This is a genomic window from Rhodococcus sp. NPDC055112 (assembly GCF_053607505.1).
Genome location: NZ_JBSGTR010000009.1, coordinates 68,797 through 91,097, shown reverse-complemented (window position 1 = coordinate 91,097; position 22,301 = coordinate 68,797). Strand labels below are relative to the sequence as shown.

Genomic DNA, 22,301 nt, shown 5'->3' with positions numbered 1-22,301 from the left:
GTGTCCCTCGTTGCGGCCGGTGCGCTCGTCCTCGCCGGTGGTGTCGGCGCGGTGCTCCGCGCCGACCCGGCGCCTGCCGAGTCGTACCTGACCGACGACCAGGGGCGCTCGCTCGTCCTCCGTGGATTCAACACGGCGTCCAGCGCGAAGAGCACCCCGGACGGCATGCCCGACTTCGCCGAGGCCGACCTCGAACGTGAACACGCGGACATGGGCACGAACTTCGTCCGGTTCCTGATCTCGTGGCGGTCGGTGGAGCCGGAGCCCGGCGTCTACAGCCAGGAGTACCTGGACCGGGTGGAGGAGCGCGTCGGTTGGTACGCGGACCGCGGCTACCACGTCATGCTCGACATGCACCAGGACCTCTGGTCGGGCGCGATCACCCCGGACGGCAAGACCGGCAACGGCGCCCCCGCATGGGCCACATACATGGACGGGTTGCCGGTCGGATCGCACGACATGTGGGAGCAGTACTACCTCGACCCCGGCGTGATCCGGGCCTTCGACAACTTCTGGAACACCACCGGCGAGCACCCCGAGCTCTCCGAGCACTATGCGAACGCGTGGCGGGCGGTGGCCGAGCGATTCGCCGACCATCCCGCCGTCGTCGCCTACGACCTGATGAACGAGCCATACGGCGGTACCTTGCAGGGCCCCGTCTTCGAGGCCGGGCCGCTCACGGCGCTCTACCAGAAGTCGACCGACGCGATCCGCACCGTCGACCAGGACACCTGGGTCTGCGTGGCACCGCAGGCGATGGGCACGAACTGGGGTACCCCGAGCGGCCTCGGCGCGATCACCGACAACCGTCAGGGCGACCAGCGGATCGCCTACTGCCCACACATCTATCCGCTGCCGATGGATCTCGGCGGGGGCTACGAGGGCACCTCCCGCGACCTGGTCGACGCGACGGTCGACTCGTGGCGCGGCAACACCGTGCGCACGGCGGCGGCCCTCGGCGACGCCCCGATCATCCTGGGCGAGTTCGGGCTCGACACCACGCTCCCCGGCGCGCTCGACTACGTGGACCGGATCTACGCCACCGCGGAGGAGATCGGCGCAGGCGTGAGCTATTGGTCGCGCGATCCGGGGCCATGGGGTCCGTACGCCGAGGACGGCACGGCCAGGAACCTCGTTCCCGTGCTGGACACGCCGTACCCTCGCGCGGTCGCCGGGACGCCCGTCTCCTGGGCGGCATCCGCGGATCGGCTGGAGCTCACCTTCCGTCCCGACCACGATGTCTCGGCACCGACCGAGATCTACCTGCCGCGGCGCGGCTTCCCGGCAGGCGTGACGGTCGACGGCGGCGAGGTGCTGGCCTGGGATCAGCAAACCCGGCTGCTCGCGCTCCAGCGGCCGCAGTCGCGCGAGGACGTCACCGTGACGCTCACCCCGGCGCCCTGATCGGAGCGAATCGGCGGTTGGGTGTTAGATGAACGGGTGAGTGACAGCGTCATCGCCTCCGTCCGTGCGCACCTCACCGAGCGGATCGGTGGGCCCGCGCCCTCCGCCGCCTCCGTGACCTTCCTAGGGCTCGAACCGCTGGAGGTGCTCCGCTTTCCCGCCGACTCCGACGATCTGGTCCGGTACGTCTCGCTCGGATGTTCGCGACACCCGATGGGTGATCCGGGCGAGGCCATCGCGGACCCGGTGCGCGGGCCCCGCGCGGAGCTGATGCTGACCCTGCGCGGCGGCGTCGGAGTGGCCTCCGGTGTGCACAAGACGCTGGCGATCCTGGCCGCCGCGCCCGCGGTCGAGGGCGTGGTCCTCACGGTCGACGGACTGCTCGATGTGGGTGAGCCGCTGTGGAAGGGCGCGCCGTTCACCGCGATGCTGCTGGGGGAGGGCGACGTCGAGGACCTCGAGCTGCCCGAGCCTGCCGATCCGGTGCGCTTCCTCGCCGCGGTGCCGATCACCGGCACCGAGGCCGCCTGGGTGCGGCTGCGTGGCGCCGCGGCGCTGCGGGAGGCGTGGGCGGAGGCCGGGATCGACGTGCGCGATCCAGAGCGCGGTGCAGCAGCTCTGTAGTCAGAGCCAGTTGTTGCGGCGGAACGTGACGAACAGGCCGGTGCACACGATGGCGATCAACGCGACCACCCCGTGGTAGCCATAGGTCCAGCGCAGCTCCGGCATGTGGTCGAAGTTCATCCCGTAGATGCCCGCGACCATCGTCGGCACCGCGGCGATCGCTACCCAGGCCGAGATCTTGCGCATGTCGGTGTTCTGCTGCACGGCGACCTTGGCCAGGGCCGCTTCGACGAGGGTGCTGAGCACCTCGTCGAACTCGGCGATGCGCTCGGCGACGACGGTGTGGTGGTCCTGCACGTCGCGTAGATAGCGCCTGACCTCCTTGGGCACGCCGGTCGCGGCGTCCTGGCTCAGCCGCTGCAGTGGGCTGGCCAGCGGGTTCACCGACTTGCGCAGCTCGACGATCTCCCTCTTGAGCAGGTAGATCTGCTCGATCGCGACCCGCGTGCGGGGGCTGAAGACCTCCTCCTCCATGAGATCGACGTCCTTCTCGACGGATTCGGTGACCGCGAGGTAGTGATCCACCACATGGTCGGCGATCGCGTGCAGGACGGCCGACGGCCCCAGTGCGAGTCGGGTCGGGTTGGCCTCCATCAGCGCCCGCACACCGGCCAGGCCGGAATGCTCGCCGTGCCGGACGGTGATCACGAAGTCGGTGCCGAGGAAGATCATGATCTCGCCGGTCTCGACCACCTCGTTGGCCGTGGTGATCGACTCGTGCTCAACGTAATTCACGGTCCTCAGTACGAGGAAGAGGACATCGTCGTACAGCTCGAGCTTAGGTCGCTGATGGGCGTGCACGGCGTCCTCGACCGTCAGCTCGTGCAGGCCGAAAACCTCTGCAACACTGCCCATCTGATACTCGTCGGGGGCGTGCAATCCCACCCAGGCGAAGCCCTTCCCGCGGGCACGGACCTCGGCGAGGGCGGCGGAGTGGGTGAACTTGCCGGGCAGTCGCTCACCGTCGATGTACACGGCGCAGTCCACGATGGCCCTTGCGGTCGGGACGGGGATTCGCGCCGGAGCGGGGCTGGGCGACCTCCGGGTCGGGCGTAGTGACGGCATGGACGGCACAGCAGTCACTCCCTCTCGAGCCAGGCGACGGTCTCGGGTCAATCCTAGCCCGGGGGATCCGGGCGGACGCCGCGCCGCGAGTTGTCGAATCCACTTCCCACAGCCTGAGACAATGGCTCGGTGCGCATCGACCTCCACACCCACACAACCGCCTCGGACGGGACGGACGGCCCCGCTGACCTGGTGCGGCACGCCGCGGATGCCGGGCTCGACGTGGTGGCCCTGACGGACCACGACACGACCGCCGGCTGGGCCGAGGCCGCAGCCGCGCTGCCCGCCGGGCTGAGCCTGGTCCGAGGGATGGAGATGTCCTGCGAGGGTCGCGGCGAGGACGGCAGGCCGGTCGCGGTCCACCTGCTCGCCTACCTCTTCGATCCCACGAATGCGGCCTTCGCCGCGGAACGTGAACGGCTGCGAGCCGAGCGGACGTCACGGCTGCGGGCCATGGCCGAGCGGATGGCGCTCGACGGCCTGCCGGTCGACCCGGACGAGGTGATGGCGGCGGCGGGGCCCGCGGCGGGTCGCCCGCACCTGGCGCGGGCGCTCGTGGCGGCGGGGGTTGTCGGGTCCGTCGACGAGGCGTTCGGTGACCTGCTCAGGACCGGCGGCCGCTACTACGTGCACAAGGCGGACACGCCGCTGCCCGAGGCGGTGCGGATGGTGTCCGACGCGGGCGGGGTGAGTGTGATCGCGCACGGGCGGGCCGCCAGCCGCGGCCGCCTGCTCGCGATGGAGCAGATCGGCGAGCTCGTGGCGGACGGTCTCGCGGGCGTGGAGATCGACCATCACGACCACCTGCAGGCGGATCGGGAGATCCTCGCCGGGATCGCCCGTGAACACGACCTCATCGTGACCGGGTCCTCGGACTATCACGGCGTCAACAAGTCGGTGAAGCTCGGCGAATTTCTCACCGCACCAAGCGAGTTCGAGCGGATCGTGGCCAGGGCCAGCGGCGTCGAGGTGATCTCGGGATGAGGGGGGAGTGCTGATGTCCTTCGACACGACCCTGTACATGACGGCCGTGATCACGCTCTTCGTGATCATGGACCCGCCGGGCGCCATCCCCGTCTTCCTGTCCCTGGTCGGCCGCAAGAGCAAGGAGGCGCGCAACCGGGCCGCGTGGCAGGCGCCCCTGGTCTCGCTGGCCGTCATCACCGTGTTCGCGATCGGTGGCCAGGCGATCCTCAACTATCTCCACATCGGGATCCCCGCGTTGCAGGGTGCGGGCGGCCTGCTGCTGTTGTTGATCGCGTTGGAGCTGTTGACCGGCCGGGACGCAAATCAGCCGAGGGGGGCCGAGGACGTCAACGTCGCGCTGGTGCCGCTCGGGACGCCGCTGATGGCGGGGCCGGGTGCGATCGCCGCGGTGATCGTCTTCGTGAACCAGGCCGAGGGGCATTCGGGTGCCCCGCTGGCGGTGGGGTTGGCGATTCTGACGATTCACTTCATCCTGTTCGTGGTGCTGCGGTTCTCCACGGTGCTGATCCGGCTGCTGGGCGTGAGCGGCATCTCGCTGCTGGCCCGGATCGCCGGACTCCTGCTGGCCGCGATCGCGGTGCAGCTCATTGCGGACTCGGTCCGCGGATTCATCGCAGGTGGGTAGGGACGTGTCGGTCGACGAGTACGAGGGCCACGCCGGGAGCAACGGGGGAGTCGCGCGCGGACTGCGGGCGCTGAGCGGTGCCGTCGCGGCGGGCGTCGTGGTGCTGGCGGTGGTCGTCCTCGGCACGTCGTATCTCGGCGGCCAGCGCGGGTTCCCCGGGCCGGGGAAGGTGTCGGTCGGCGCGCACATCGTTGCGGTCGTGTTGGTGTTGCTGGCGCAGAGGGTGGCCGATCACCGTCGGGGTGTCACGGCCGTCTTCGGCTCGGTGGGCGTGTTCTTGGTCACAGGCCTGCTGCTGTGGACCCAGTGGTGGCGCTAGCTCACCAAAAAAGCTACTCACCGGTGAGATTTGCATGCGGTGAGGCCGCGGTGGCACACTTGTTGCACTTCGCGCCGGTGCTACCCCCCGGTAACGGAGCGAGAGTCGGATTCACCAGCGGCAGATTTCGCGCCCGGGCTCACCCCGCCTGGCGCCTTCGCGCTTCCGAGTTGAGTGCAGCGGCCCGTAGACCAATCGGGAATTGATCGTGCACCCTCGGTTAGCCTCACCCCCATCTCGACCAAAAACCTGCGGCTGCGTCGATTTCCACCTCGGCGCTGCTACTTCCCAGTAACCCGCCCCCGAGTGGGAGCGGCATGAGTAGGAGTGCAATCGTGTCTCTTGTGTCTGAAGCAACCACACCGAAAAAGGTTGAGCTGACCGACGAAGAGATCTTCGCGGGCCACGTCGGCGGCAAGCTCTCTGTCGAGACGACCGCCCCCCTCGATTCTCAGCGCGCACTGTCGATCGCGTACACGCCCGGTGTGGCTCAGGTCAGCCGCGCGATCGCGGCGGATGAGACGCTGGCGGACCGCTACACGTGGACCAGCCGCCTCGTCGTCGTCGTGAGCGACGGCACCGCGGTGCTCGGGCTGGGCGACATCGGACCCCGCGCCTCGCTGCCGGTGATGGAGGGCAAGTCCGCGCTGTTCAAGCAATTCGCCGGACTGAACTCGATCCCGCTGGTGCTCGACACCAAGGACCCCGACGAGATCGTCGAGACCCTCATCCGGCTGCGCCCGAGCTTCGGCGCCGTCAACCTCGAGGACATCTCGGCCCCGCGCTGTTTCGAGATCGAGAAGCGGGTCATCGAGGCCCTCGACTGCCCCGTCATGCACGACGACCAGCACGGCACCGCCATCGTGGCGCTCGCCGCGCTCAAGGGCGCGGTCAGGGTCCAGGACCGTGACATCACCGCGCTGCGCGTGGTGATCTCCGGTGCGGGCGCTGCCGGTGTCGCCTGCGCGAACATCCTGCTCGCGGCAGGCATCGCCGACGTCACCGTCCTCGACTCCAAGGGCATCGTGTCCAGCGACCGTGGCGACCTGAACGAGATCAAGGCCGACCTGGCCGCCCGCACGAACCCGGCGGGACGCACCGGTGGAATCGTCGAGGCGCTCGACGGCGCCGACGTGTTCCTCGGCGTTTCCGCGGGCACCGTGCCGGAGGAGATCATCGCGACGATGGCCCCCGAGGCGATCATCTTCGCGATGTCCAACCCGGACCCGGAGATCCACCCGGACATCGCGCGCAAGCACGCCGCGATCGTCGCGACCGGCCGCAGCGACTTCCCGAACCAGATCAACAACGTGCTCGCCTTCCCCGGCGTGTTCAAGGGCGCGCTCGACGCGGGCGCCCGGCGCATCACCGAGGGCATGAAGCTCGCCGCGGCCGAGGCGATCCTGTCCGTCGTCGCCGACGAGCTGGCCGTCGACAAGATCGTGCCGAGCCCGCTCGACCCGCGGGTCGCCCCCGCGGTCGCCGAGGCCGTCGCGGCCGCGGCCAAGGCCGAGGGCGTCGCCTAGCCACCAGTTGTGCACCGACGGGCCCCGTCGGGCGGTTGACGCCGCACGACGGGGCCCTTCGCGTTCGGGGCCGTCCGTCACGGCGTGGGTTCAGGTCAGCGTCGGCGTGCGGCGCAGTCGGCCGGTGCCCGGCACCGAGGCCCACACCGCGACCGCGAGGATGCCGTCGAGGATCAGGGCCAGCGCCGCGACGAGGATCGCGCCCACCAGGACGCGGGCGTAGTCACCGAGCGCCAAGCCGTCGAACATGTACCGCCCCAGGCCGCCCAGGTTGACGTAGGCGGCGACCGTGGCGGTGGCGATGATCTGCAGCGTCGCGTTGCGAAGCCCGCCGACGATCAGCGGCAGCGCGTTGGGGACCTCCACCCGGCCGAGCACCTGGGCCCGTGTCATCCCCATCGACCGCGCGGCGTCGACCACGACCGGGTCGACGTTCGCGACTCCGGCGTAGGTGCCCGCCAGTATCGGCGGGATGCCGAGCAGCACCAGCGCGATGATCGGCGGGATCAGGCCGAGCCCGAGGAGCAGCACCAGGAACGTCAGGATGCCGAGGGTGGGCAGCGAGCGGAGCGAGTTGACCAGACCGACCAGGATGGCGTCGCCCCTGCGGAAGTGCCCGATGAGCAGGCCGATCGGGATCGCGATGGCGGCCGAGATGACCACCGCGAGCAGGCTGTACCAGAGGTGTTCGACGATCCGGGCGCCGATGCCGGTGGGGCCGGACCAGTTCGACGGGTCGGCGATGAAGTCGAAGGCGGAGCCGAACAAGTTCATGCGGGGCCCTCCGTCGCGCGCAGGACCGCAGCCGGTTCGTCCGCCTTCCGGCTGCGGGCGGTCCTGGTCCATGGCGTCAGCAGGCGGCCCGCGACGTAGAGCAGGCCGTCGATCACCAACGCCAGGAAGACGATCGCGATGATCCCCGCCAGGATCTGGTCCGGGTAGTCGCGCTGGTAGCCCTTGGTGAACAGCTCGCCGAGTCCGCCGATGCCGATCAGCGAGCCCACCGACACCAGCGAGATGTTGGTGACGGCGACGACCCGGATGCTGGAGATCAGCACCGGGACGGCAAGCGGCAGTTCGACGGTCAGCGCGCGCCGCAGCGGGGTGAAGCCCATCGCGGTGGCCGAGTCGATCACCGACGCGGGAACCGAGTCGAGCGCCTCGGGCACGGCGCGCACCAGCAGCGCGGTCGAGTAGATCGACAGCGCGATCACCACGTTCATCTCGTCGAGGATGTTCAGCCCGAGCAGGGGCGGGATGGTGACGAACAGCGCAAGCGAGGGGATCGTGAACGCGAGCGAGGCGAGCGTCATGGTGGTCTTGCGCAACCACGCGACATTTCGGATGGCGATGCCGACGGGCACCGCGATCAGCAGCCCGATCAGCAGCGGCAGCAGCGCCAGGTAGAGGTGCGTCTTCGCGAGGTCGACAACCTGCGAGAAGTTGTCGATCAGCCAGCGCATCAGCCGGCCGTCTCGCCGTTGAAGAAGTGCCGGTTCCTGGCCCGGTCCTCGGCCTGCCGCTGGTCCGCGAGTTTGCGGATCACCTCGGATCCGTTGACCCCGCCCACCACCGAGCCGGATTCGTCCACCACGACCCCGATTCCCGACGGCGACGAGATCGCGGCGTCCAGCGCCTGCCGCAGGTCCCCGCCCCGCGTGAACAGCGAACCACCCGCCGATGTGCTGTCGGCCAGGGTGTTGCCCGCCCGGATGCCCTCGACACCCGTGACGTCGATCCAGCCGCGCGGCGCGCCGTCCTCGGTGACCACGAGCACCCACTCACCCTGGTCGAGGCGAAGCGCGGCGAGTTCGGATTCGACGGCGGTGCGGATCTCGTGCACCGGCACCTCGTCGGCGGGCCGGAACGACAACCCGCGGTAGCCGCGATCGCGTCCCACGAAGTCGGCCACGAAATCCGTTGCGGGGGAGGCGAGCACGGTCTGCGGATCGGCGTACTGCTGGAGCCTGCCGTGCGGGCCGAACACCGCGACGCGGTCGCCGAGCCGCACCGCCTCGTCGATGTCGTGGGTGACGAACACGATGGTCTTGCGCAGCTCCGCCTGTAGGCGCTGCATCTCGGCCTGCAGGTCCTCGCGGACCACCGGATCGACCGCGCTGAACGGTTCGTCCATCAGCAGGATCGGCGGATCAGCCGCCAGCGCCCTGGCGACGCCGACGCGCTGCTGCTGGCCGCCGGAGAGCTGGGACGGGTAACGGGTGGCCAGCGCGGGGTCGAGCCCGACCCGCTCGAGCACCTCGAGCGCGGCCTTGCGGGCCGCGCGCCGCGAATCGCCGCGCAGCACAGGCACCGTGGCCACGTTGTCGATCACGGTCCGGTGCGGGAGCAGGCCCGCGCTCTGGATCACATAGCCGATGCCGAGGCGGAGCTTGACCGCGTCCGTGCGGGTGACGTCCTGGCCGTTCACGATCACCTTGCCGGAGGTGGGCGTGATCATCCGGTTGATCATCCGCATGGACGTGGTCTTGCCGCAGCCCGACGGCCCGACGAACACGGTGAAGGACTCGGGCTCGATGACCAGGTCGAGGCTCTCGACCGCGGTGGTGCCGTCCGGGTAGCGCTTGGTGACCGACTCGAAGGAGATCAAGGCCGGCCGCCTACGACACCGGCTTGTCGAGCCCCTGTGCCGACACCCACTCGGCGGCGGCGGCGTCCGGTTCGGTCTTCGAGTCGCCGGACACCGAAGTGTTCAGTGCGATGAGTTCGTCGGTGGTCAGCTTGGCCGACACCGCATTCAGGACCGCCGCCAGCTTCTCGGACTGCTTGTTCGCGCGCAGGACCGGGACCACGTTCTGCGCCGGGAAGTTGTTCCTCGGGTCCGCGAGGACCACGAAGTTGTTCTTGGCGATGGCGGGCGAGGTGGTGAAGATGTTCGCCGCGGTGACCTGGCCGGACGAGAGGGCGGCCACCGTTGCGGGTCCGCCGCCGTCCGCGATCGGCACGAAGTTCTGCGGGCTGATGACGAGGCCGTAGTCGGCCTCGAGGCCGGGCAGCCCTCCCGCGCGCTCCTGGAACTCGGCGGGGGCACCGAACTTCACCTCGGCGGAGTGGGGCGCCAGGTCGGCGATCGAGGTCAGCTGCCACTTGTCGGCGGTCTCACGGGTGACGACCACCGCATCCTTGTCCTCGCCGGGCGCCGGCGTGGTGATCGCCAGGTCGGGGCCGAGCGCCGCGGGCAGGGCCGCGTCCACCTCGGCGGCGCTGGTCGCGGTCGTGTCCTTGTCGAGGTACTGCAGCAGGTTGCCGGTGTAGTCCGGGATCACATCGATGGATCCGTCCTTGACCGCGGGGATGTAGGTCTCCCGGCTGCCGATGTTCAGCTTGGTCTGTACGTCGAAGCCGTTGGCACGCAGGGCCTCCGCGTAGATGTTCGCCACGGTCTCGGACTCGGGGAAGTTCGCCGACCCGACGATGATCGCGTTCGGGTCCGAGCCGGTGCCACCGCCGCTGCTCAGTGGGTCGGAGTTGCCGCATGAGGTCAGGACCGTCAGGGCGGTGACCGCCGCGGCGACAGCGATCGGGCGGGCGGAGCGGCGAGCTGAGAACCTCATGGCATCCTTCCATCGGTTCCGGCGGTAGCACCCGTCCCTGTCGGACTGGTTGCTGCGGCGTCAACAAGCCGGATCTCTCGGCCGCTCGAGATGGTGCTGGCCACCGAGTGTAACGATAGGGAGGACATTCGCTTGGTGAGGAGAGGGAGCGTGGCGCGCCATGACGGCTCGGTGGAGGAAGGCTGCGACGACAGCGATGTCCGCGGCCGTGGTGTGCGCGCTCGCCGGATGCACGGTGGACAATTCCCGGCTCGACGAGACGCAGGCACCTGCAGCGATCACCGTCGGGTCAGGGGAGAGCGCGGAGTCACAGGTCGTCGCGGAGATCTACGCGGGGATCCTGCGCGGCACCGGATCCCCGGTCGAGGTGGGTTCCCCGGAGACCAGGGCGGAGTACGTGGAGGGACTCGGGGCGGCGGAGATCACGGTGGTGCCGGACTTCACCGGGCAGCTTCTGCACTATTTTCAGCCGGACTCGGCGCTCACCGATCCCGATGAGGTGTTCGAGGAGCTGAACAGGTCTCTGCCGGAGGGGCTCTCGGTGTCCGATTACAGCGAGGCCGAGTTGGAGGCCGGTGATTCGGCACCCGCGGAGAACGTGGTGCCACTCATGCGAAACGGGGTGCTCACCGAGGATCAGGTCAAGGCGCTCAACGTCGTTGCAGGCGAGCTGACCTCGGCCGACCTGGCGTCGATGGCGGAGCGGGTCCGGCGGGGAGAGGCGGATCCGAAGCGGGCGGCGGACGAATGGCTCGCCGAGCGCTGAACTTGCGGTGACGCTCGAACGGGTGGTTGCCGGGTTCGCCTCTCGGCGATCGTCCCGGTGACCACCCGTTCGACAGGTGAGCTAGACCTCGGTGCGTTCGAGCGCCTCGCGCAGGAAGCCGCCGAGCTCGCGCACGGCGTCGTTCGCCTCCCGCAGGATCGACGCCTGCAGGTGCGCGACGTGCCACAGCGTCGGGTACTCGGTGAACTCGACCGTGACGCCCGCGGCCCGCAGCTTGTCCACGAGCTCCACCACCTGCGGGTACAGCACCTCGGAGGTGCCGACGTGCACGATGGTCGGCGGTAGCCCGGTCATGTCGCCGTGCAGCGGCGCGTAGCCCGGATCGGCGGGGTCGCCGCCGCCGAGGTACGCCTCGGCCGCGATGAACGACCACGCCGTGTTGATCACGAGATCGCGATCCTTCGGGGCGTTACGGGCGCCTGGGTCCACCCACGGCGCGATCAGTCCGAGGGCGGCCGGGTGTACGTCGTGCGCGTCGATCAGGCGGCGCGCGGTGGCGAGCGACAGCCCGCCGCCTGCCGAATCCCCTGCGATGGCAACCTGATCGGCGGTGTACCCGTGCTCGACGAGCAGCTCGAGGTACGCGTCGACCGCGTCTTCCAGCCCTGCCGGGTACGGATTCTCCGGGGCGAGGCGGTAGTCGAGCAGGTACACCGCGGACCCGGACTCGCGTGCGAGGTACGCGGCCAGCGACCGGTGGGTGGCGAGCGATCCGAGGGTGAAGCCGCCGCCGTGCAGGTACAGCACGGCGGTGCGGCGCTCGCTGGCCCCGACCGTGATGCGCTCGGCCCTGCGGCCTGCCAGGGTCAGCTCCCGCACGACGGTGTCGCGCGGAAGCCGTTGCAGCGGGGAGCCCGCGTCGAGCAGCGCACGGGCCGCGGGTACCGGCATCTTCGCGTGCAGGGCCACCCGGTAGAAGGCGCCGAGGTTCGCGGCGACCAGCGGTCGGGGCAGGAACACCATTGGGCTACTTCCCCTTCGGCATCACGCGGCCGGCGATCTCGGCGACCACGCGCTGGTAGCTCGAGCCGACCAGGCGCACCCAGGCGTCGAGGAACTTGGCGTCGGCACCGATCAGCACCCGCGCCTTGCCCTTCTGCACGCCGTTCACGATGACCTTCGCGGCCTGCTCGGGCGTGGTCCGCGCCAGCTTCTTGTCGAAGAACTCGGAGAAGGCCGCGAGGTCTTCTCCTGGCCCCGCGGTCGCGTTGCGGGCGATGGCGGTCTTGATGCCGCCCGGGTGCACACAGGTCACCTTGACCGGGTGCTTGGCGATCAACATCTCCTGCCGCAGCGACTCGGTGAAGCCGCGGACCGCGAACTTCGCGGAGTTGTAGGCGGACTGGCCGGGCATCGAGAGCAGGCCGAACAGGCTGGAGACGTTCACCACGTGCCCGTCGCCGGAGGCAACCAGGTGCGGCAGGAATGCCTTGGTGCCGTTGACGACTCCCCAGAAGTCCACGTCCATGATCTTCTCGATGTCCTTGAACTCGGACTTCTCGAACTCACCGTGGTACGCGATGCCTGCGTTGTTGTAGATCTGGTTGACCTTGCCGAAGTGTTCGGCGATCGCGTCGGCGTACTGCAGTACCGCCTCCCGCTGGGTCACGTCCAGGTGATCGGACCTGACCTCGGCGCCGAGGGCCTCGGCCTGGCGAACGGTCTCGGTCAGTCCGACGCTGTCGAAGTCGGAGAGCGCGAGCCGGGCGCCCTTCTCGGCCAGGTTCAGCGCGAGCGCCCGACCGATGCCGGATCCCGCTCCGGTGATGACCACGACCTTGCCTGCGAAATCGCTCACTGTGCAACAACCTTCTCGTCGTCGTCGGCGATGCCGACAGTGGTCGCACCGTCGGCGATGCCGACAGTGGATGCCGTGCCGCGTTCGATCTCCGCGGCGATCTCGTCGCCGGTGATCCCCGGCAGGTCCCTGGTGGCCACGCTGCGGTACGCGGCGAGGTCGAACTTCTTTGTCGTGTTGCGGAACTGGAAGGTGAAGCCCGGCCACAGAGTGGTGTTGTTGCCGTGCTTGTCGAGGTACCAGCTGGCGCACCCGCCGTTGTTCCAGACGCTTCGCGCGAGCTTGTCCTGCAGGTCCTTGTTGTAGGCGTCCTGCGCGTCCTGGCGGACCTCGATGGTCCCGATGCCGTTGCGCTCGATGGTGTTGATCGCGTCGATGACGTAGTTGAGCTGCGACTCGATCATGAAGACCATCGAGGTGTGGCCGAGGCCGGTGTTCGGGCCGACCAGGAAGAACATGTTGGGGAAGTTGGCGATTGCCGATCCCTTGTAGCCCTGCTGTCCGCTGGCCTCGAATACCTCCGCGGCGGAGCGGCCGTCCTTGCCGATGATCCCGGCGAAGGTGGGGGAGTCGGTCACGTGGAAGCCGGTGGCCACCACGATCGCGTCGACCTCGCGGGTCGCGCCGTTGCGGTCGACGATGCCGTTGGCCGTGACCTCCGCGATGCCGTCGGTGACGAGATCGACGTTCGGCTGGGCCAGCGCGGGGTAGTAGTTGTTCGAGATCAGCATTCGCTTGCAGCCGATCTGGAAGTTCGGGGTGACCTTCTTGCGCAGGTCCCGGTCCTTGATCTGCATGCGCAGGTGGCGCTCGGCCGCGAACTGCAGCGGCTTCATGAAGATCGGGGCCTTGGCCAGGCCGACGACCTGGGTCTCGCGCATCCAGTAGATGCCGGTGCGGGAGAGCTTCTGGAACCCGGGCACGTACTTGAACGCGAGCTTCTCGAGCGTCGTGTACTCGCGGTCCGCGCGGGGCAGGACCCACGGCGCCGTGCGCTGGTAGACGTCGAGCCGGCCGGCCTTGGCCGCGAGCTGGGGGACGATCTGGATGGCGGAGGCGCCGGTGCCGATCACGGCGATGCGCTTGCCCGCCAGGTCGGCGTCGTGGTTCCAGCGGGCGGAGTGGAAGATCTCGCCCTCGAAACCGTCGATGCCCTTGATGTCCGGCAGCGACGGCTCGCACAGCGCGCCGACGGCGGAGATCACGATCTTGGCGGTGAACGCTCCCTGCGAGGTCTGCACCTCCCAGTGTGCGTTGACCTCGTTCCAGCGCGCCTCCTGGACCTCGCAGTTGAAGACGTGCTTGTCGAGCACGTTGTACTTGCGGGCGACGGAGCTGATGTAGTTCTGGATCTCCGGCTGCTTGGAGAACGACCGGGTCCAGGACGGGTTCAGCGCGAAGGAGTACGAGTACAGATGCGACGGAACGTCGCAGGCCGCGCCGGGGTAGGTGTTGTCGCGCCAGGTGCCGCCCACCTCGCTGCCGCGCTCGAGGACGACGAAGTCCCGCTTGCCCTGTTGAACCAGCTTGATCGCGGCGCCCAGGCCCGCGAAGCCACTGCCGATGATCAGCGTGTCGACGTGTCGCGGAGCTCCACCCGGCTTCACGGCGGTATCTGTAACTGGAAGACTCATGTACCACACAGTAGGGGCTTGTTGAGTCGCAGTCAATAGCTTATTGACGACAATTCAGTAAGCTGATGGTCATGGCGGTCACCAAGCGCACCCGGCTCAGCCCGGAGGAGAGGCGCGCTCAGCTCATCGACCTGGGCGCACGCATGCTGGCGGAGCGACCCCTGGAGCAGGTCTCGGTCGAGGAGATCGCGGACCAGGCAGGCGTCTCCCGCGGACTGCTCTTCCACTACTTCGCGTCCAAGCACGACTTCCACCTCGCCATCGTGCGCCACACCAACGTCGAGATGCTCGCGCACACCGAACCCGACCTCGACCTGGAGCCGCTCGAGATCCTGAGGTCCGCGATCACCTCCTACGTCGACTACGTCTCGGAGAACCGGAACACCTACGTCTCGCTGCTCCGCGGCACCGCGAGCGGGGACCCGGAGATGCGGGAGGAGTTCGAGCGGACCCGGGCGACCATGGCGGAGCGGATCACCCTGCAGCTGCCGAAGCTGGGTATCGAACCGGGGCCCCGGATCACCCTCGCGGTCCGCGGTTGGATCGCGTTCGTCGAGGAGGCCACGATCAGCTGGCTCAAGGACCCGGAGATCTCCCGCGAGGAACTGATCGACCTGATCGTCACCGCCCTGCCTGCGGTCGCACTGAGCTCGGAGACCACGGCGGCACTGCTCGGCGCGTAACCCTCGGACGCGCTCTTCGGGGATAGACTTGTCGCTGTTCACAGCGGAGGGTGCCGCGATGGATGCCGTGTCTCGCAGGGTGTTCCTGAAGTACGCCGCCGCGGCCACGGTGTCGGGCGGCCTCGCCGCGGCGTGCTCGAGTTCACCGCCGCAGCCGCGTTTCATCACCTCCTCCGACCCCGAGATCGCGGCGCGCGATCGGGCGCTGGCCCGTTCGGCGACGGTGGTCCCGATGGCCCTGTCGGCGAGGCCGGTGACCGTCGACCTGGGCGGTGTCGCGGCGAACACCTGGGGGTTCGGCGACGTCGCGGTGGGTCCCGAGATCAGGGTGAAGGCGGGCGAACGGTTGCGCGCCGAGGTGGCCAACGGCCTGCCGGTCGGGACGACGATCCACTGGCACGGCATCGCGATCCGCAACGACATGGACGGTGTACCGGTGCTCACCCAGCCGCCGATAGCGCCGGGGCAGACCTTCGTCTACGAGGCGGTGATGCCGGACCCGGGAACGTATTGGTACCACTCGCATTCCGGGTTGCAGCTCGACCGGGGACTGTCCGGACCGCTGATCATCGAGGACCCGAACGAGGGCCTGCGCTACGACCACGAATGGACGGTCTTCCTCAAGGACTGGATGGATGGGGTCACCGGCACGCCCGACGACGTCTACCGCGAACTGACGACCGGGATGGGCGGGATGCCCGGCATGACCGGGATGCCCGGCATGGCCGGGCCGCAGTACATGCTCACCGACGGAACGAGCGCCCTGCTCGGCGGCGACGCAGGCGACGTGAAGTACCCCTACTACCTCGTGAACGGCAGGATCCCCGCCGATCCGCCACAGTTCGCCGCGAAGCCGGGCGACCGTGCCCGACTCCGCATCGTCAACGCCGGCGCCGACACGGCATTCCGGGTGGCGCTAGGCGGCCACGAGCTCACCGTGACCCACACCGACGGCTACCCGATCGAGCCGGTGCGGGCCGATGCACTGCTGCTCGGGATGGGCGAGCGGTACGACGCCATGGTGACGTTGAAGGACGGCGTGTTCCCGCTCGCCGCCTCCGCGGAGGGCAAGAACGCCAGGGGGCTGGCGATCGTCCGCACAGGTCCCGGCGAGCCCCCGCCTGCCGATGCGCCGGTCGCCGAGCTGGACGGGAGGATCCCGATGGCGTGGGACATGTCGGCGACGGAGGCCGACCGCCTTCCGCGCCGCGATGTCACCCGCGCCCTCGACATCCGGCTCACGGGGTCGATGAGCCCGTACACGTGGAGCATCGACGGCGTCCCGTTCGATCCCAGCAGCGTCGAGTCGAACCGATTCGGGGTGCGCAGCGGTGAGCGAGTACGCATCAACTGGCGCAACGACACCGATATGTGGCATCCCATGCACCTGCACGGCCACACCTTTCAGCTCGCCGAATCGGGTGCGCGCAAGGACACCGTCATCGTGCTGCCGAGGACCACGATGGCGACCGACTTCGACGCCGACAACCCTGGGGTGTGGGCCTACCACTGTCACAACAGCTTTCATCAGGATTCGGGCATGATGGGCAACGTCTCCTACGAGATCTAATCGCGCTCTCATACCTGGGTATGGGATCCGATCTCACTCCGCAGCGGGACGCGCCGATCGGCCTCGCGTCCATACCGTCGGTGCATGGACACCCTCGGATCGCAGGTCCGCCCCCTGCTCGCCCGGCAGCGGCCACTCATGGTGATGGTCGCCGCGATGATGGTGCTCGCGTGCGTCTGTGCCGTCGGCATGGTCGTCGACGACCGCACGCTGCTGGGCGTCTCGGTGTGGGTCAAACCGTTCAAGTTCGCGATCGCCTTCGTCCTCTACGGCGCCACCCTGGCGTGGCTGCTGAACCTGCCGCACAGGGGAAGTCGCTGGACTCGCCGGTTGGCTCTCGTCTTCGTGGTGGCCGGCCTCGCCGACGTCGCCTTCATCGCCGTGCAGGCGGCACGCGGAACCTTCAGCCACTTCAACAAATCCGACGACATCGTCAACTCGGTGGGGCAGACGATCTTCATGTACGGCGTGCTGGGGCTCTTCGCGGCCAATCTGGTGATCGCCGTGATCCTGCTGCGTCAGCGGCTGGCCGACCGCCCGACCACCCGGGCCGTCAAGGCCGGGCTGTGGCTCGCGCTGGCCGGGATGGCGATCGCCTACATGGTGGGCTTCCAGGGTGAGCAGTCGGCGCGCGATGCGAACGGTCGCATGGTCGAGCTCGGCGCGGGGCACACCGTCGGAGCGACCGACGACCGTCCCGGCATGCCGATCACCAACTGGAGCACCACCGGTGGAGACCTGCGCATCCCGCACTTCGTCGGGCTGCACGCGCTGCAGGTCCTGCTGCTGGCCGCGGTCGTCCTGGCGGCGCTCGCCCCGCGCGTCGCGTGGCTCCGGGAGGAGGGCACGCGGGCCGCGGTGATGGGGGTGCTCGCAGGCGGCTACACGGGCCTGCTGGTGCTGCTGTCGTGGCAGGCGCTGCGCGGACAGCCGGTCACCGACCCCGACGCGCTCACCCTCGCGGCCGCCGGCGCCCTGTTCGGCGCCACGGTGCTCGGGGTCGCAGCCGTGCGCGCGTTTCACACCGGTAGAGGTACGACTCGCGCACGGGCGGCGCAGCCGCTACAGGTGCCGCAGGAACCGGTCGGGGCCGTCCAGGAATGAGCGCCAGTTCCGGACCAGTTCGAGCTCGTCCCACCGGGGGTACTCGATGCCGTCCTCGGTCAGCTCCCAGATCTCGGCGCCGGGACAGGCGGCCAGCAGGGGGGAGTGGGTCGCCATGATCACCTGGGAGCCCTCGGCGGCCAGGTCCTTGATCACCCCGAGCAGCGCCAGGCAGGACTGGAACGAGAGCGCGGCCTCCGGCTCGTCCAGGACCCACAGGCCGATGCCGATCGGCCGGTCCGCCACGTAGCGCAGGAACGACTGGCCATGCGAGAGCTCGTTGAGCCCCTGGTCGGTGTCCCGGACCCGATCGGCGTCGGCCCGGTCGAAGAGCGAGTGCATGGACTCGGCCCGAAGGAAACAGCCGCCGTACGGTCTGGGCTGCGCCCCGATGCAGGTCAGGTGGCGGGGCAGGTCGGTGTCCTCGGCGCTGCCGCCCGCTGACCACAGCCGGTCCTGGGCGCCGCGGAATCCGCCCTGCCACGCGCCGGCGATGGCCTCGACCAGGGTCGACTTGCCGACGCCGTTCTCACCCACGACGACCGTCACCGGGCTGGTGAAATCGAGCCCGCCCCGGCACAGTTCGCCGATCGCGGGCAGGTCGAGATACCACGAAGCCGGGTCGAATCCACTCCGTTGAGTGAACTCGACCCGGCTCAGTGGCAAGGCCGGTGCGGTCAAGCTACGCGATCGGCTTGAACGCCTCGTCGATGATCTCCTGCTGCTCGACGGCGTGCACCTTGCTCGATCCCGAGGACGGGGCCGACATGGCACGGCGGGAGATCCGCTTGATCCCGGTCAGCTTGTCGGGGATCAGCTCCGGCAGGGCCAGGCCGAACAGCGGCCAGGCACCCTGGTTCGCCGGTTCCTCCTGGACCCAACGGAACTCGGTCGCGTTCGGGTACCGGTCGAGGGTCTCGCGCAGGCGCCGGCTCGGCAGCGGGTACAGCTGCTCGATCCGCACGATCGCGATGTCCTCGCGGTCTTCCTTCTGCTTGCGGGCCAGCAGCTCCCAGTACAGCTTTCCGCTGACCAGCAGCACGCGCTTGACCTTGTCGCGCTCGCCGCCGCCGGTCTCGTACTCCGGCTCTTCGAAGACCGAGCGGAACTTGCCGGTGGTGAAGTCCGCGAGATCGCTGACCGCGGCCTTGTTGCGCAGCATCGACTTCGGGGTGAAGACCACCAGCGGACGCCTGATGCCGTCGAGGTGGTGACGACGCAGCAGGTGGAAGTACGACGCCGGGGTGGACGGCACCGCCACGGTCATCGAGCCCTCCGCGCACAGCTGCAGGAAACGCTCGATGCGGCCGGACGTGTGGTCCGGGCCCTGGCCCTCGTGGCCGTGCGGCAGCAGCAGCACGACGTCGGAGAGCTGGCCCCACTTGGCCTCGCCGGAGGAGATGAACTCGTCGATGATCGTCTGGGCGCCGTTGACGAAGTCGCCGAACTGCGCCTCCCACAGCACCAGCGCGTCGGGGTTGCCCACCGAGTAGCCGTACTCGAAGCCCACGCCCGCGTACTCGGTCAGTGCCGAGTCGTAGACCATGAACTTGCCGCCGTTGCCCGCATTCGCCGCGATCGCCGAGATCGGGTTGTACTCGTCGCCGGTCTTGCGGTCGATGAGCACCGAATGGCGCTGGGTGAACGTGCCGCGACGCGAGTCCTGACCGGTCAGGCGCACCAGCGCGCCCTGCTCGACCAGCGAACCGAACGCCAGCAGCTCCGCGTACGCCCAGTCGATCTTGCCGTCGCGGGACATCTCCTGGCGCTTCTCGATGACCGGCTTGACGCGCGGGTGCACCGTGAATCCCTCGGGCACGTTGACGAACGCGTCGCCGATCCGCTCGAGCACGGCCTGCTCGACAGCGGTGGTGAGGCGCGCGGGCGGGGTCTGGTCGAGCTCGACCGACTCCGACGGCTCCGGCTTGAACTTCTCCAGCTCGCGGACCTCGTTGAACACCCGCTCCAGCTGACCCTGGTAGTCACGCAGCGCGTCTTCCGCTTCCTTGAGCGAGATGTCGCCACGGCCGATCAGGGCCTCGGTGTAGCTCTTGCGGACGCTGCGCTTGGTGTCGATCAGGTCGTACATCGCCGGCTGCGTCATCGACGGGTCGTCGCCCTCGTTGTGGCCGCGGCGGCGGTAGCAGATCATGTCGATGACGACGTCCTTGCCGAACTCCTCGCGGTAGTCCACGGCGAGCTGCGCGACCCAGACACAGGCCTCGGGGTCGTCGCCGTTCACGTGGAAGACCGGCGCGGCGATCATCTTCGCGACGTCGGTGCAGTACTCCGAGGAGCGCGAGTGCTCCGGGGCGGTGGTGAAGCCGACCTGGTTGTTGACGACGATGTGCACGGTGCCACCGGTGCGGTAGCCGCGCAGCAGCGACAGGTTCAGCGTCTCCGCGACCACGCCCTGACCGGCGAAGGCGGCGTCGCCGTGCAGCATCAGTGGCAGCACGGTGAAGCCTTCCTCGCCCTTGTCGAGGATGTCCTGCTTGGCGCGGACGAGGCCCTCGAGGACCGGGTCGACGGCCTCGAGGTGCGACGGGTTCGCGGTGAGCGAGACCTTGATGTCGTTGTCGCCGAACATCTGGATGTAGGTGCCCTCGGCGCCGAGGTGGTACTTCACGTCACCGGAGCCGTGTGCGGCCGCCGGGTTCATGTTGCCCTCGAACTCGGTGAAGATCTTCGAGTACGGCTTGCCGACGATGTTGGCGAGCACGTTGAGGCGACCGCGGTGCGGCATGCCGATGACGACCTCGTCGAGCTCGTGCTCGGCGCTCTGGTCGATGACCGCGTCCATCATCGGGATGACCGACTCGGCGCCCTCGAGCGAGAACCGCTTCTGGCCGACGTACTTGGTCTGCAGGAAGGTCTCGAAGGCCTCGGCGGCGTTCAGCTTGCTCAGGATGTACTTCTGCTGAGCGACGGTCGGCTTGACGTGCTTGGCCTCGACGCGCTCCTGCAGCCACTGCTGCTGCTTCGGGTCGAGGATGTGCGTGTACTCGACGCCGATGTGCCTGCAGTACGCGTCGCGCAGGATGGACAGCACGTCGCGCAGCTTCATCCGCTGCTTGCCGTGGAAGCCGCCGACGTTGAACTGGCGGTCGAGGTCCCACAGCGTCAGGTCGTGGGTGGTGACGTCGAGGTCGGGGTGGCTGCGGAACTTGTCCTTGACGAACTGCAGCGGATCGGTGTCCGCCATCAGGTGTCCGCGGTTGCGGTACGCCGCGATCAGCTCGAGCACACGGGTGCTCTTGTCGATGTCCGTCGCGGAGATGTCCTGACGCCACCGCACGGGCTCGTACGGGATGTGCAGCGAGTGGAAGACCTCGTCGTAGAACTCGTCGCTGATAAGCAGGTTGTGGATGGTCCGAAGGAAGTCGCCGGACTCCGCGCCCTGAATGATGCGGTGATCGTAGGTCGAGGTCAGCGTCATCAGCTTGCCGACGCCCATCTCGGCAATCTTCTCGTTGCTCGACCCCTGGAACTCGGCCGGGTACTCCATCGCGCCTGCACCGATGATCGCGCCCTGGCCCTGCATGAGGCGCGGCACGGAGTGCACGGTGCCGATGCCGCCGGGGTTGGTCAGCGAGATCGTGACGCCGGACATGTCCTCGGCGGTCAGCTTGCCGTCGCGGGCACGGCGGACGATGTCCTCGTACGCGCCGTGGAACTGCACGAAGTTCATCTCGTCGGTGCCCTTGATGGCGGCGACGGCCAGCGCGCGGCTGCCGTCCTTGCCGGGCAGGTCGATCGCCAGACCGAGGTTCGTGTGTGCGGGGGTGACGACGTTCGGCTTGCCGTCGACCTCGGCGAAGTGCCGATTCAGGTTCGGGAACGCCTTGACCGCCTGCACGATCGCGTAGCCGAGCAGGTGGGTGAACGAGATCTTGCCACCGCGCGTGCGGGCGAGGTGGTTGTTGATGACGATCCGGTTGTCGAACATCAGCTTCGCGGGGATGGCGCGCACGCTGGTGGCGGTGGGGACCGCGAGCGAGGCGGACATGTTGCGCGCGACCGCGGCAGCGGCGCCACGCAGGATCTTCGACTCGTCGGTGGTGGCAGCGGGCGCCGCAGGCGCGGGCTTGGCGGCGGCCGGGGCCGCGGGCGCGGGCTTGGCGGCGGCCGGGGCCGCGGGCGCGGGCTTCGCCGCGGGGGCCGGAGCGGCCGGGGCTGCCGGTGCAGCGGGCGCGGCCGGGGCTGCCGGTGCGGCCGGGGCTGCCGGTGCGGCTGCCGCGGGGGCAGCCGGCGCGGGGGCCGGGGCAGGCGGCGCAGCTGCGGCGGGGGCAGGCGGCGTGCCGTTCGTCGCCGGTGCGGCGGTGCCGTTCGTCGGGGCAGGCTTCGCGGGCACCGTGGGGGTGCTCACGCCGTTGCCGGCTCCGGAAGCATCTGGCGTGTAATCGGTGAGGAATTCGTGCCAACTCGCGTCAACGGATGCCGGGTCCTTTTGGAACCTCTGGTACATCTCGTCGACCAGCCACTGGTTCTGTCCGAATTGTGACGTAGAACTGCTGCTCACGGCAGGTGTTCGCCTCGTTTCTCTCTTGGTCCCAGATCAGCGCGGATAGACCTGAGGCTAGACCCCATCTGTGACGAGCGC

At 68.9% G+C, this 22,301-nt stretch carries 20 protein-coding genes and 1 riboswitch; of the genes, 10 read left to right on the top strand and 10 right to left on the bottom strand.

All coding sequences use genetic code 11. From position 1 onward, the window contains the following. Both ACWFRB_RS07295 and ACWFRB_RS07290 read left to right on the top strand, forming a co-directional pair. A complete protein-coding gene (locus tag ACWFRB_RS07295) occupies window positions 1-1,404 on the top strand; it encodes a cellulase family glycosylhydrolase (RefSeq protein WP_452639874.1) in 1,404 nt (467 codons plus the stop codon). Window positions 1,405-1,440: 36 nt separating this feature from the next. After that, window positions 1,441-2,028, top strand: coding sequence for a suppressor of fused domain protein (locus ACWFRB_RS07290; RefSeq protein WP_452639873.1), 588 nt, complete (start codon window positions 1,441-1,443; stop codon window positions 2,026-2,028). On the opposite strand, the gene ACWFRB_RS07285 is transcribed toward ACWFRB_RS07290, so the two are convergent. Beyond that, window positions 2,029-3,102, bottom strand: a complete 1,074-nt coding sequence (locus ACWFRB_RS07285) for a magnesium and cobalt transport protein CorA (RefSeq protein WP_452639871.1) — start codon at window positions 3,100-3,102, stop codon at window positions 2,029-2,031. A 120-nt stretch (window positions 3,103-3,222) separates the two neighbouring features. Here ACWFRB_RS07285 and ACWFRB_RS07280 point away from each other — a divergent pair, with 120 nt between their 5' ends. From ACWFRB_RS07280 to ACWFRB_RS07265, 4 genes are all read left to right on the top strand, one after another. Beyond that, window positions 3,223-4,077, top strand: a complete 855-nt coding sequence (locus ACWFRB_RS07280) for a PHP domain-containing protein (protein WP_452639870.1) — start codon at window positions 3,223-3,225, stop codon at window positions 4,075-4,077. Window positions 4,078-4,090: 13 nt separating this feature from the next. Continuing rightward, window positions 4,091-4,705 carry a MarC family protein gene (locus tag ACWFRB_RS07275; RefSeq protein WP_452639868.1) on the top strand — a complete coding sequence of 205 codons (615 nt, stop codon included), beginning with the start codon at window positions 4,091-4,093 and terminating at the stop codon, window positions 4,703-4,705. A 4-nt stretch (window positions 4,706-4,709) separates the two neighbouring features. Beyond that, window positions 4,710-5,024 carry a hypothetical protein gene (locus ACWFRB_RS07270; protein WP_452639866.1) on the top strand — a complete coding sequence of 105 codons (315 nt, stop codon included), beginning with the start codon at window positions 4,710-4,712 and terminating at the stop codon, window positions 5,022-5,024. 335 nt (window positions 5,025-5,359) lie between these two features. Continuing rightward, on the top strand, window positions 5,360-6,550 hold the full coding sequence (locus ACWFRB_RS07265; protein ID WP_452639865.1) for an NAD(P)-dependent malic enzyme: 1,191 nt from the start codon (window positions 5,360-5,362) through the stop codon (window positions 6,548-6,550). Between the two features lie 90 nt (window positions 6,551-6,640). On the opposite strand, the gene ACWFRB_RS07260 is transcribed toward ACWFRB_RS07265, so the two are convergent. From ACWFRB_RS07260 to ACWFRB_RS07245, 4 genes are read right to left on the bottom strand one after another with little or no spacing between them, the layout of a single operon-like run. Then, window positions 6,641-7,324: an ABC transporter permease gene (locus tag ACWFRB_RS07260; protein WP_452639863.1), complete on the bottom strand. Its 684-nt coding sequence runs from the start codon at window positions 7,322-7,324 to the stop codon at window positions 6,641-6,643. Continuing rightward, a complete protein-coding gene (locus ACWFRB_RS07255) occupies window positions 7,321-8,013 on the bottom strand; it encodes an ABC transporter permease (protein ID WP_452639862.1) in 693 nt (230 codons plus the stop codon). Before ACWFRB_RS07255 ends, ACWFRB_RS07260 begins: the two co-directional genes overlap by 4 nt. Beyond that, window positions 8,013-9,158, bottom strand: coding sequence for an ABC transporter ATP-binding protein (locus ACWFRB_RS07250; protein ID WP_452639860.1), 1,146 nt, complete (start codon window positions 9,156-9,158; stop codon window positions 8,013-8,015). Before ACWFRB_RS07250 ends, ACWFRB_RS07255 begins: the two co-directional genes overlap by 1 nt. A gap of 10 nt (window positions 9,159-9,168) precedes the next feature. Then, complete coding sequence (locus tag ACWFRB_RS07245; RefSeq protein ID WP_452639859.1) at window positions 9,169-10,122, bottom strand: ABC transporter substrate-binding protein; 954 nt, start codon at window positions 10,120-10,122, stop codon at window positions 9,169-9,171. A 6-nt stretch (window positions 10,123-10,128) separates the two neighbouring features. Beyond that, window positions 10,129-10,219, bottom strand: a riboswitch (SAM riboswitch). A 63-nt stretch (window positions 10,220-10,282) separates the two neighbouring features. Between ACWFRB_RS07245 and ACWFRB_RS07240 the strand changes: the two genes are divergently transcribed. Continuing rightward, a complete protein-coding gene (locus ACWFRB_RS07240) occupies window positions 10,283-10,888 on the top strand; it encodes a glycine betaine ABC transporter substrate-binding protein (protein WP_452639858.1) in 606 nt (201 codons plus the stop codon). Between the two features lie 81 nt (window positions 10,889-10,969). On the opposite strand, the gene ACWFRB_RS07235 is transcribed toward ACWFRB_RS07240, so the two are convergent. Genes ACWFRB_RS07235 through ACWFRB_RS07225 form a run of 3 tightly spaced genes read right to left on the bottom strand, consistent with a single transcriptional unit; the run spans window position 10,970 to window position 14,341 of the window. Beyond that, window positions 10,970-11,872 carry an alpha/beta hydrolase gene (locus tag ACWFRB_RS07235; RefSeq protein WP_452639857.1) on the bottom strand — a complete coding sequence of 301 codons (903 nt, stop codon included), beginning with the start codon at window positions 11,870-11,872 and terminating at the stop codon, window positions 10,970-10,972. 4 nt (window positions 11,873-11,876) lie between these two features. Next, on the bottom strand, window positions 11,877-12,707 hold the full coding sequence (locus ACWFRB_RS07230; RefSeq protein ID WP_452639856.1) for an SDR family NAD(P)-dependent oxidoreductase: 831 nt from the start codon (window positions 12,705-12,707) through the stop codon (window positions 11,877-11,879). After that, window positions 12,704-14,341, bottom strand: coding sequence for a flavin-containing monooxygenase (locus ACWFRB_RS07225; RefSeq protein ID WP_452639855.1), 1,638 nt, complete (start codon window positions 14,339-14,341; stop codon window positions 12,704-12,706). The genes ACWFRB_RS07230 and ACWFRB_RS07225 overlap by 4 nt, the downstream gene beginning before the upstream one ends. A 71-nt stretch (window positions 14,342-14,412) precedes the next feature. On the opposite strand from ACWFRB_RS07225, the gene ACWFRB_RS07220 reads away from it, so the two are divergent. The 3 genes from ACWFRB_RS07220 to ACWFRB_RS07210 all read left to right on the top strand — a co-directional run bounded on the left by ACWFRB_RS07220 (window position 14,413) and on the right by ACWFRB_RS07210 (window position 17,698). Then, window positions 14,413-15,024, top strand: coding sequence for a TetR/AcrR family transcriptional regulator (locus tag ACWFRB_RS07220; protein WP_452639854.1), 612 nt, complete (start codon window positions 14,413-14,415; stop codon window positions 15,022-15,024). 58 nt (window positions 15,025-15,082) lie between these two features. After that, the gene (locus ACWFRB_RS07215; protein WP_452639853.1) at window positions 15,083-16,594 is read left to right on the top strand and encodes a multicopper oxidase family protein; all 1,512 of its coding nucleotides are present in this window, start codon (window positions 15,083-15,085) and stop codon (window positions 16,592-16,594) included. 84 nt (window positions 16,595-16,678) lie between these two features. Beyond that, complete coding sequence (locus tag ACWFRB_RS07210; RefSeq protein WP_452639852.1) at window positions 16,679-17,698, top strand: hypothetical protein; 1,020 nt, start codon at window positions 16,679-16,681, stop codon at window positions 17,696-17,698. On the opposite strand, the gene ACWFRB_RS07205 is transcribed toward ACWFRB_RS07210, so the two are convergent. Together ACWFRB_RS07205 and ACWFRB_RS07200 are read right to left on the bottom strand one after the other, a co-directional pair. After that, window positions 17,657-18,358: an AAA family ATPase gene (locus tag ACWFRB_RS07205; RefSeq protein ID WP_452639944.1), complete on the bottom strand. Its 702-nt coding sequence runs from the start codon at window positions 18,356-18,358 to the stop codon at window positions 17,657-17,659. The genes ACWFRB_RS07210 and ACWFRB_RS07205 overlap by 42 nt on opposite strands. A gap of 22 nt (window positions 18,359-18,380) precedes the next feature. Continuing rightward, window positions 18,381-22,220 carry a multifunctional oxoglutarate decarboxylase/oxoglutarate dehydrogenase thiamine pyrophosphate-binding subunit/dihydrolipoyllysine-residue succinyltransferase subunit gene (locus ACWFRB_RS07200; protein ID WP_452639851.1) on the bottom strand — a complete coding sequence of 1,280 codons (3,840 nt, stop codon included), beginning with the start codon at window positions 22,218-22,220 and terminating at the stop codon, window positions 18,381-18,383. Between the last annotated feature and the right edge of the window lie 81 nt (window positions 22,221-22,301).

Excerpts from the sequence above, each read along its gene's own strand:
- ACWFRB_RS07225 (WP_452639855.1), bottom strand. The coding sequence starts at position 14,341 with ATGAGTCTTCCAGTTACAGATACCGCCGTGAAGCCGGGTGGAGCTCCG.
- ACWFRB_RS07240 (WP_452639858.1), top strand. The coding sequence starts at position 10,283 with ATGACGGCTCGGTGGAGGAAGGCTGCGACGACAGCGATGTCCGCGGCC.
- ACWFRB_RS07210 (WP_452639852.1), top strand. The coding sequence starts at position 16,679 with ATGGACACCCTCGGATCGCAGGTCCGCCCCCTGCTCGCCCGGCAGCGG.
- ACWFRB_RS07260 (WP_452639863.1), bottom strand. The coding sequence starts at position 7,324 with ATGAACTTGTTCGGCTCCGCCTTCGACTTCATCGCCGACCCGTCGAAC.
- ACWFRB_RS07255 (WP_452639862.1), bottom strand. The coding sequence starts at position 8,013 with ATGCGCTGGCTGATCGACAACTTCTCGCAGGTTGTCGACCTCGCGAAG.
- ACWFRB_RS07245 (WP_452639859.1), bottom strand. The coding sequence starts at position 10,122 with ATGAGGTTCTCAGCTCGCCGCTCCGCCCGCCCGATCGCTGTCGCCGCG.
- ACWFRB_RS07215 (WP_452639853.1), top strand. The coding sequence starts at position 15,083 with ATGGATGCCGTGTCTCGCAGGGTGTTCCTGAAGTACGCCGCCGCGGCC.
- ACWFRB_RS07220 (WP_452639854.1), top strand. The coding sequence starts at position 14,413 with ATGGCGGTCACCAAGCGCACCCGGCTCAGCCCGGAGGAGAGGCGCGCT.
- ACWFRB_RS07275 (WP_452639868.1), top strand. The coding sequence starts at position 4,091 with ATGTCCTTCGACACGACCCTGTACATGACGGCCGTGATCACGCTCTTC.
- ACWFRB_RS07235 (WP_452639857.1), bottom strand. The coding sequence starts at position 11,872 with ATGGTGTTCCTGCCCCGACCGCTGGTCGCCGCGAACCTCGGCGCCTTC.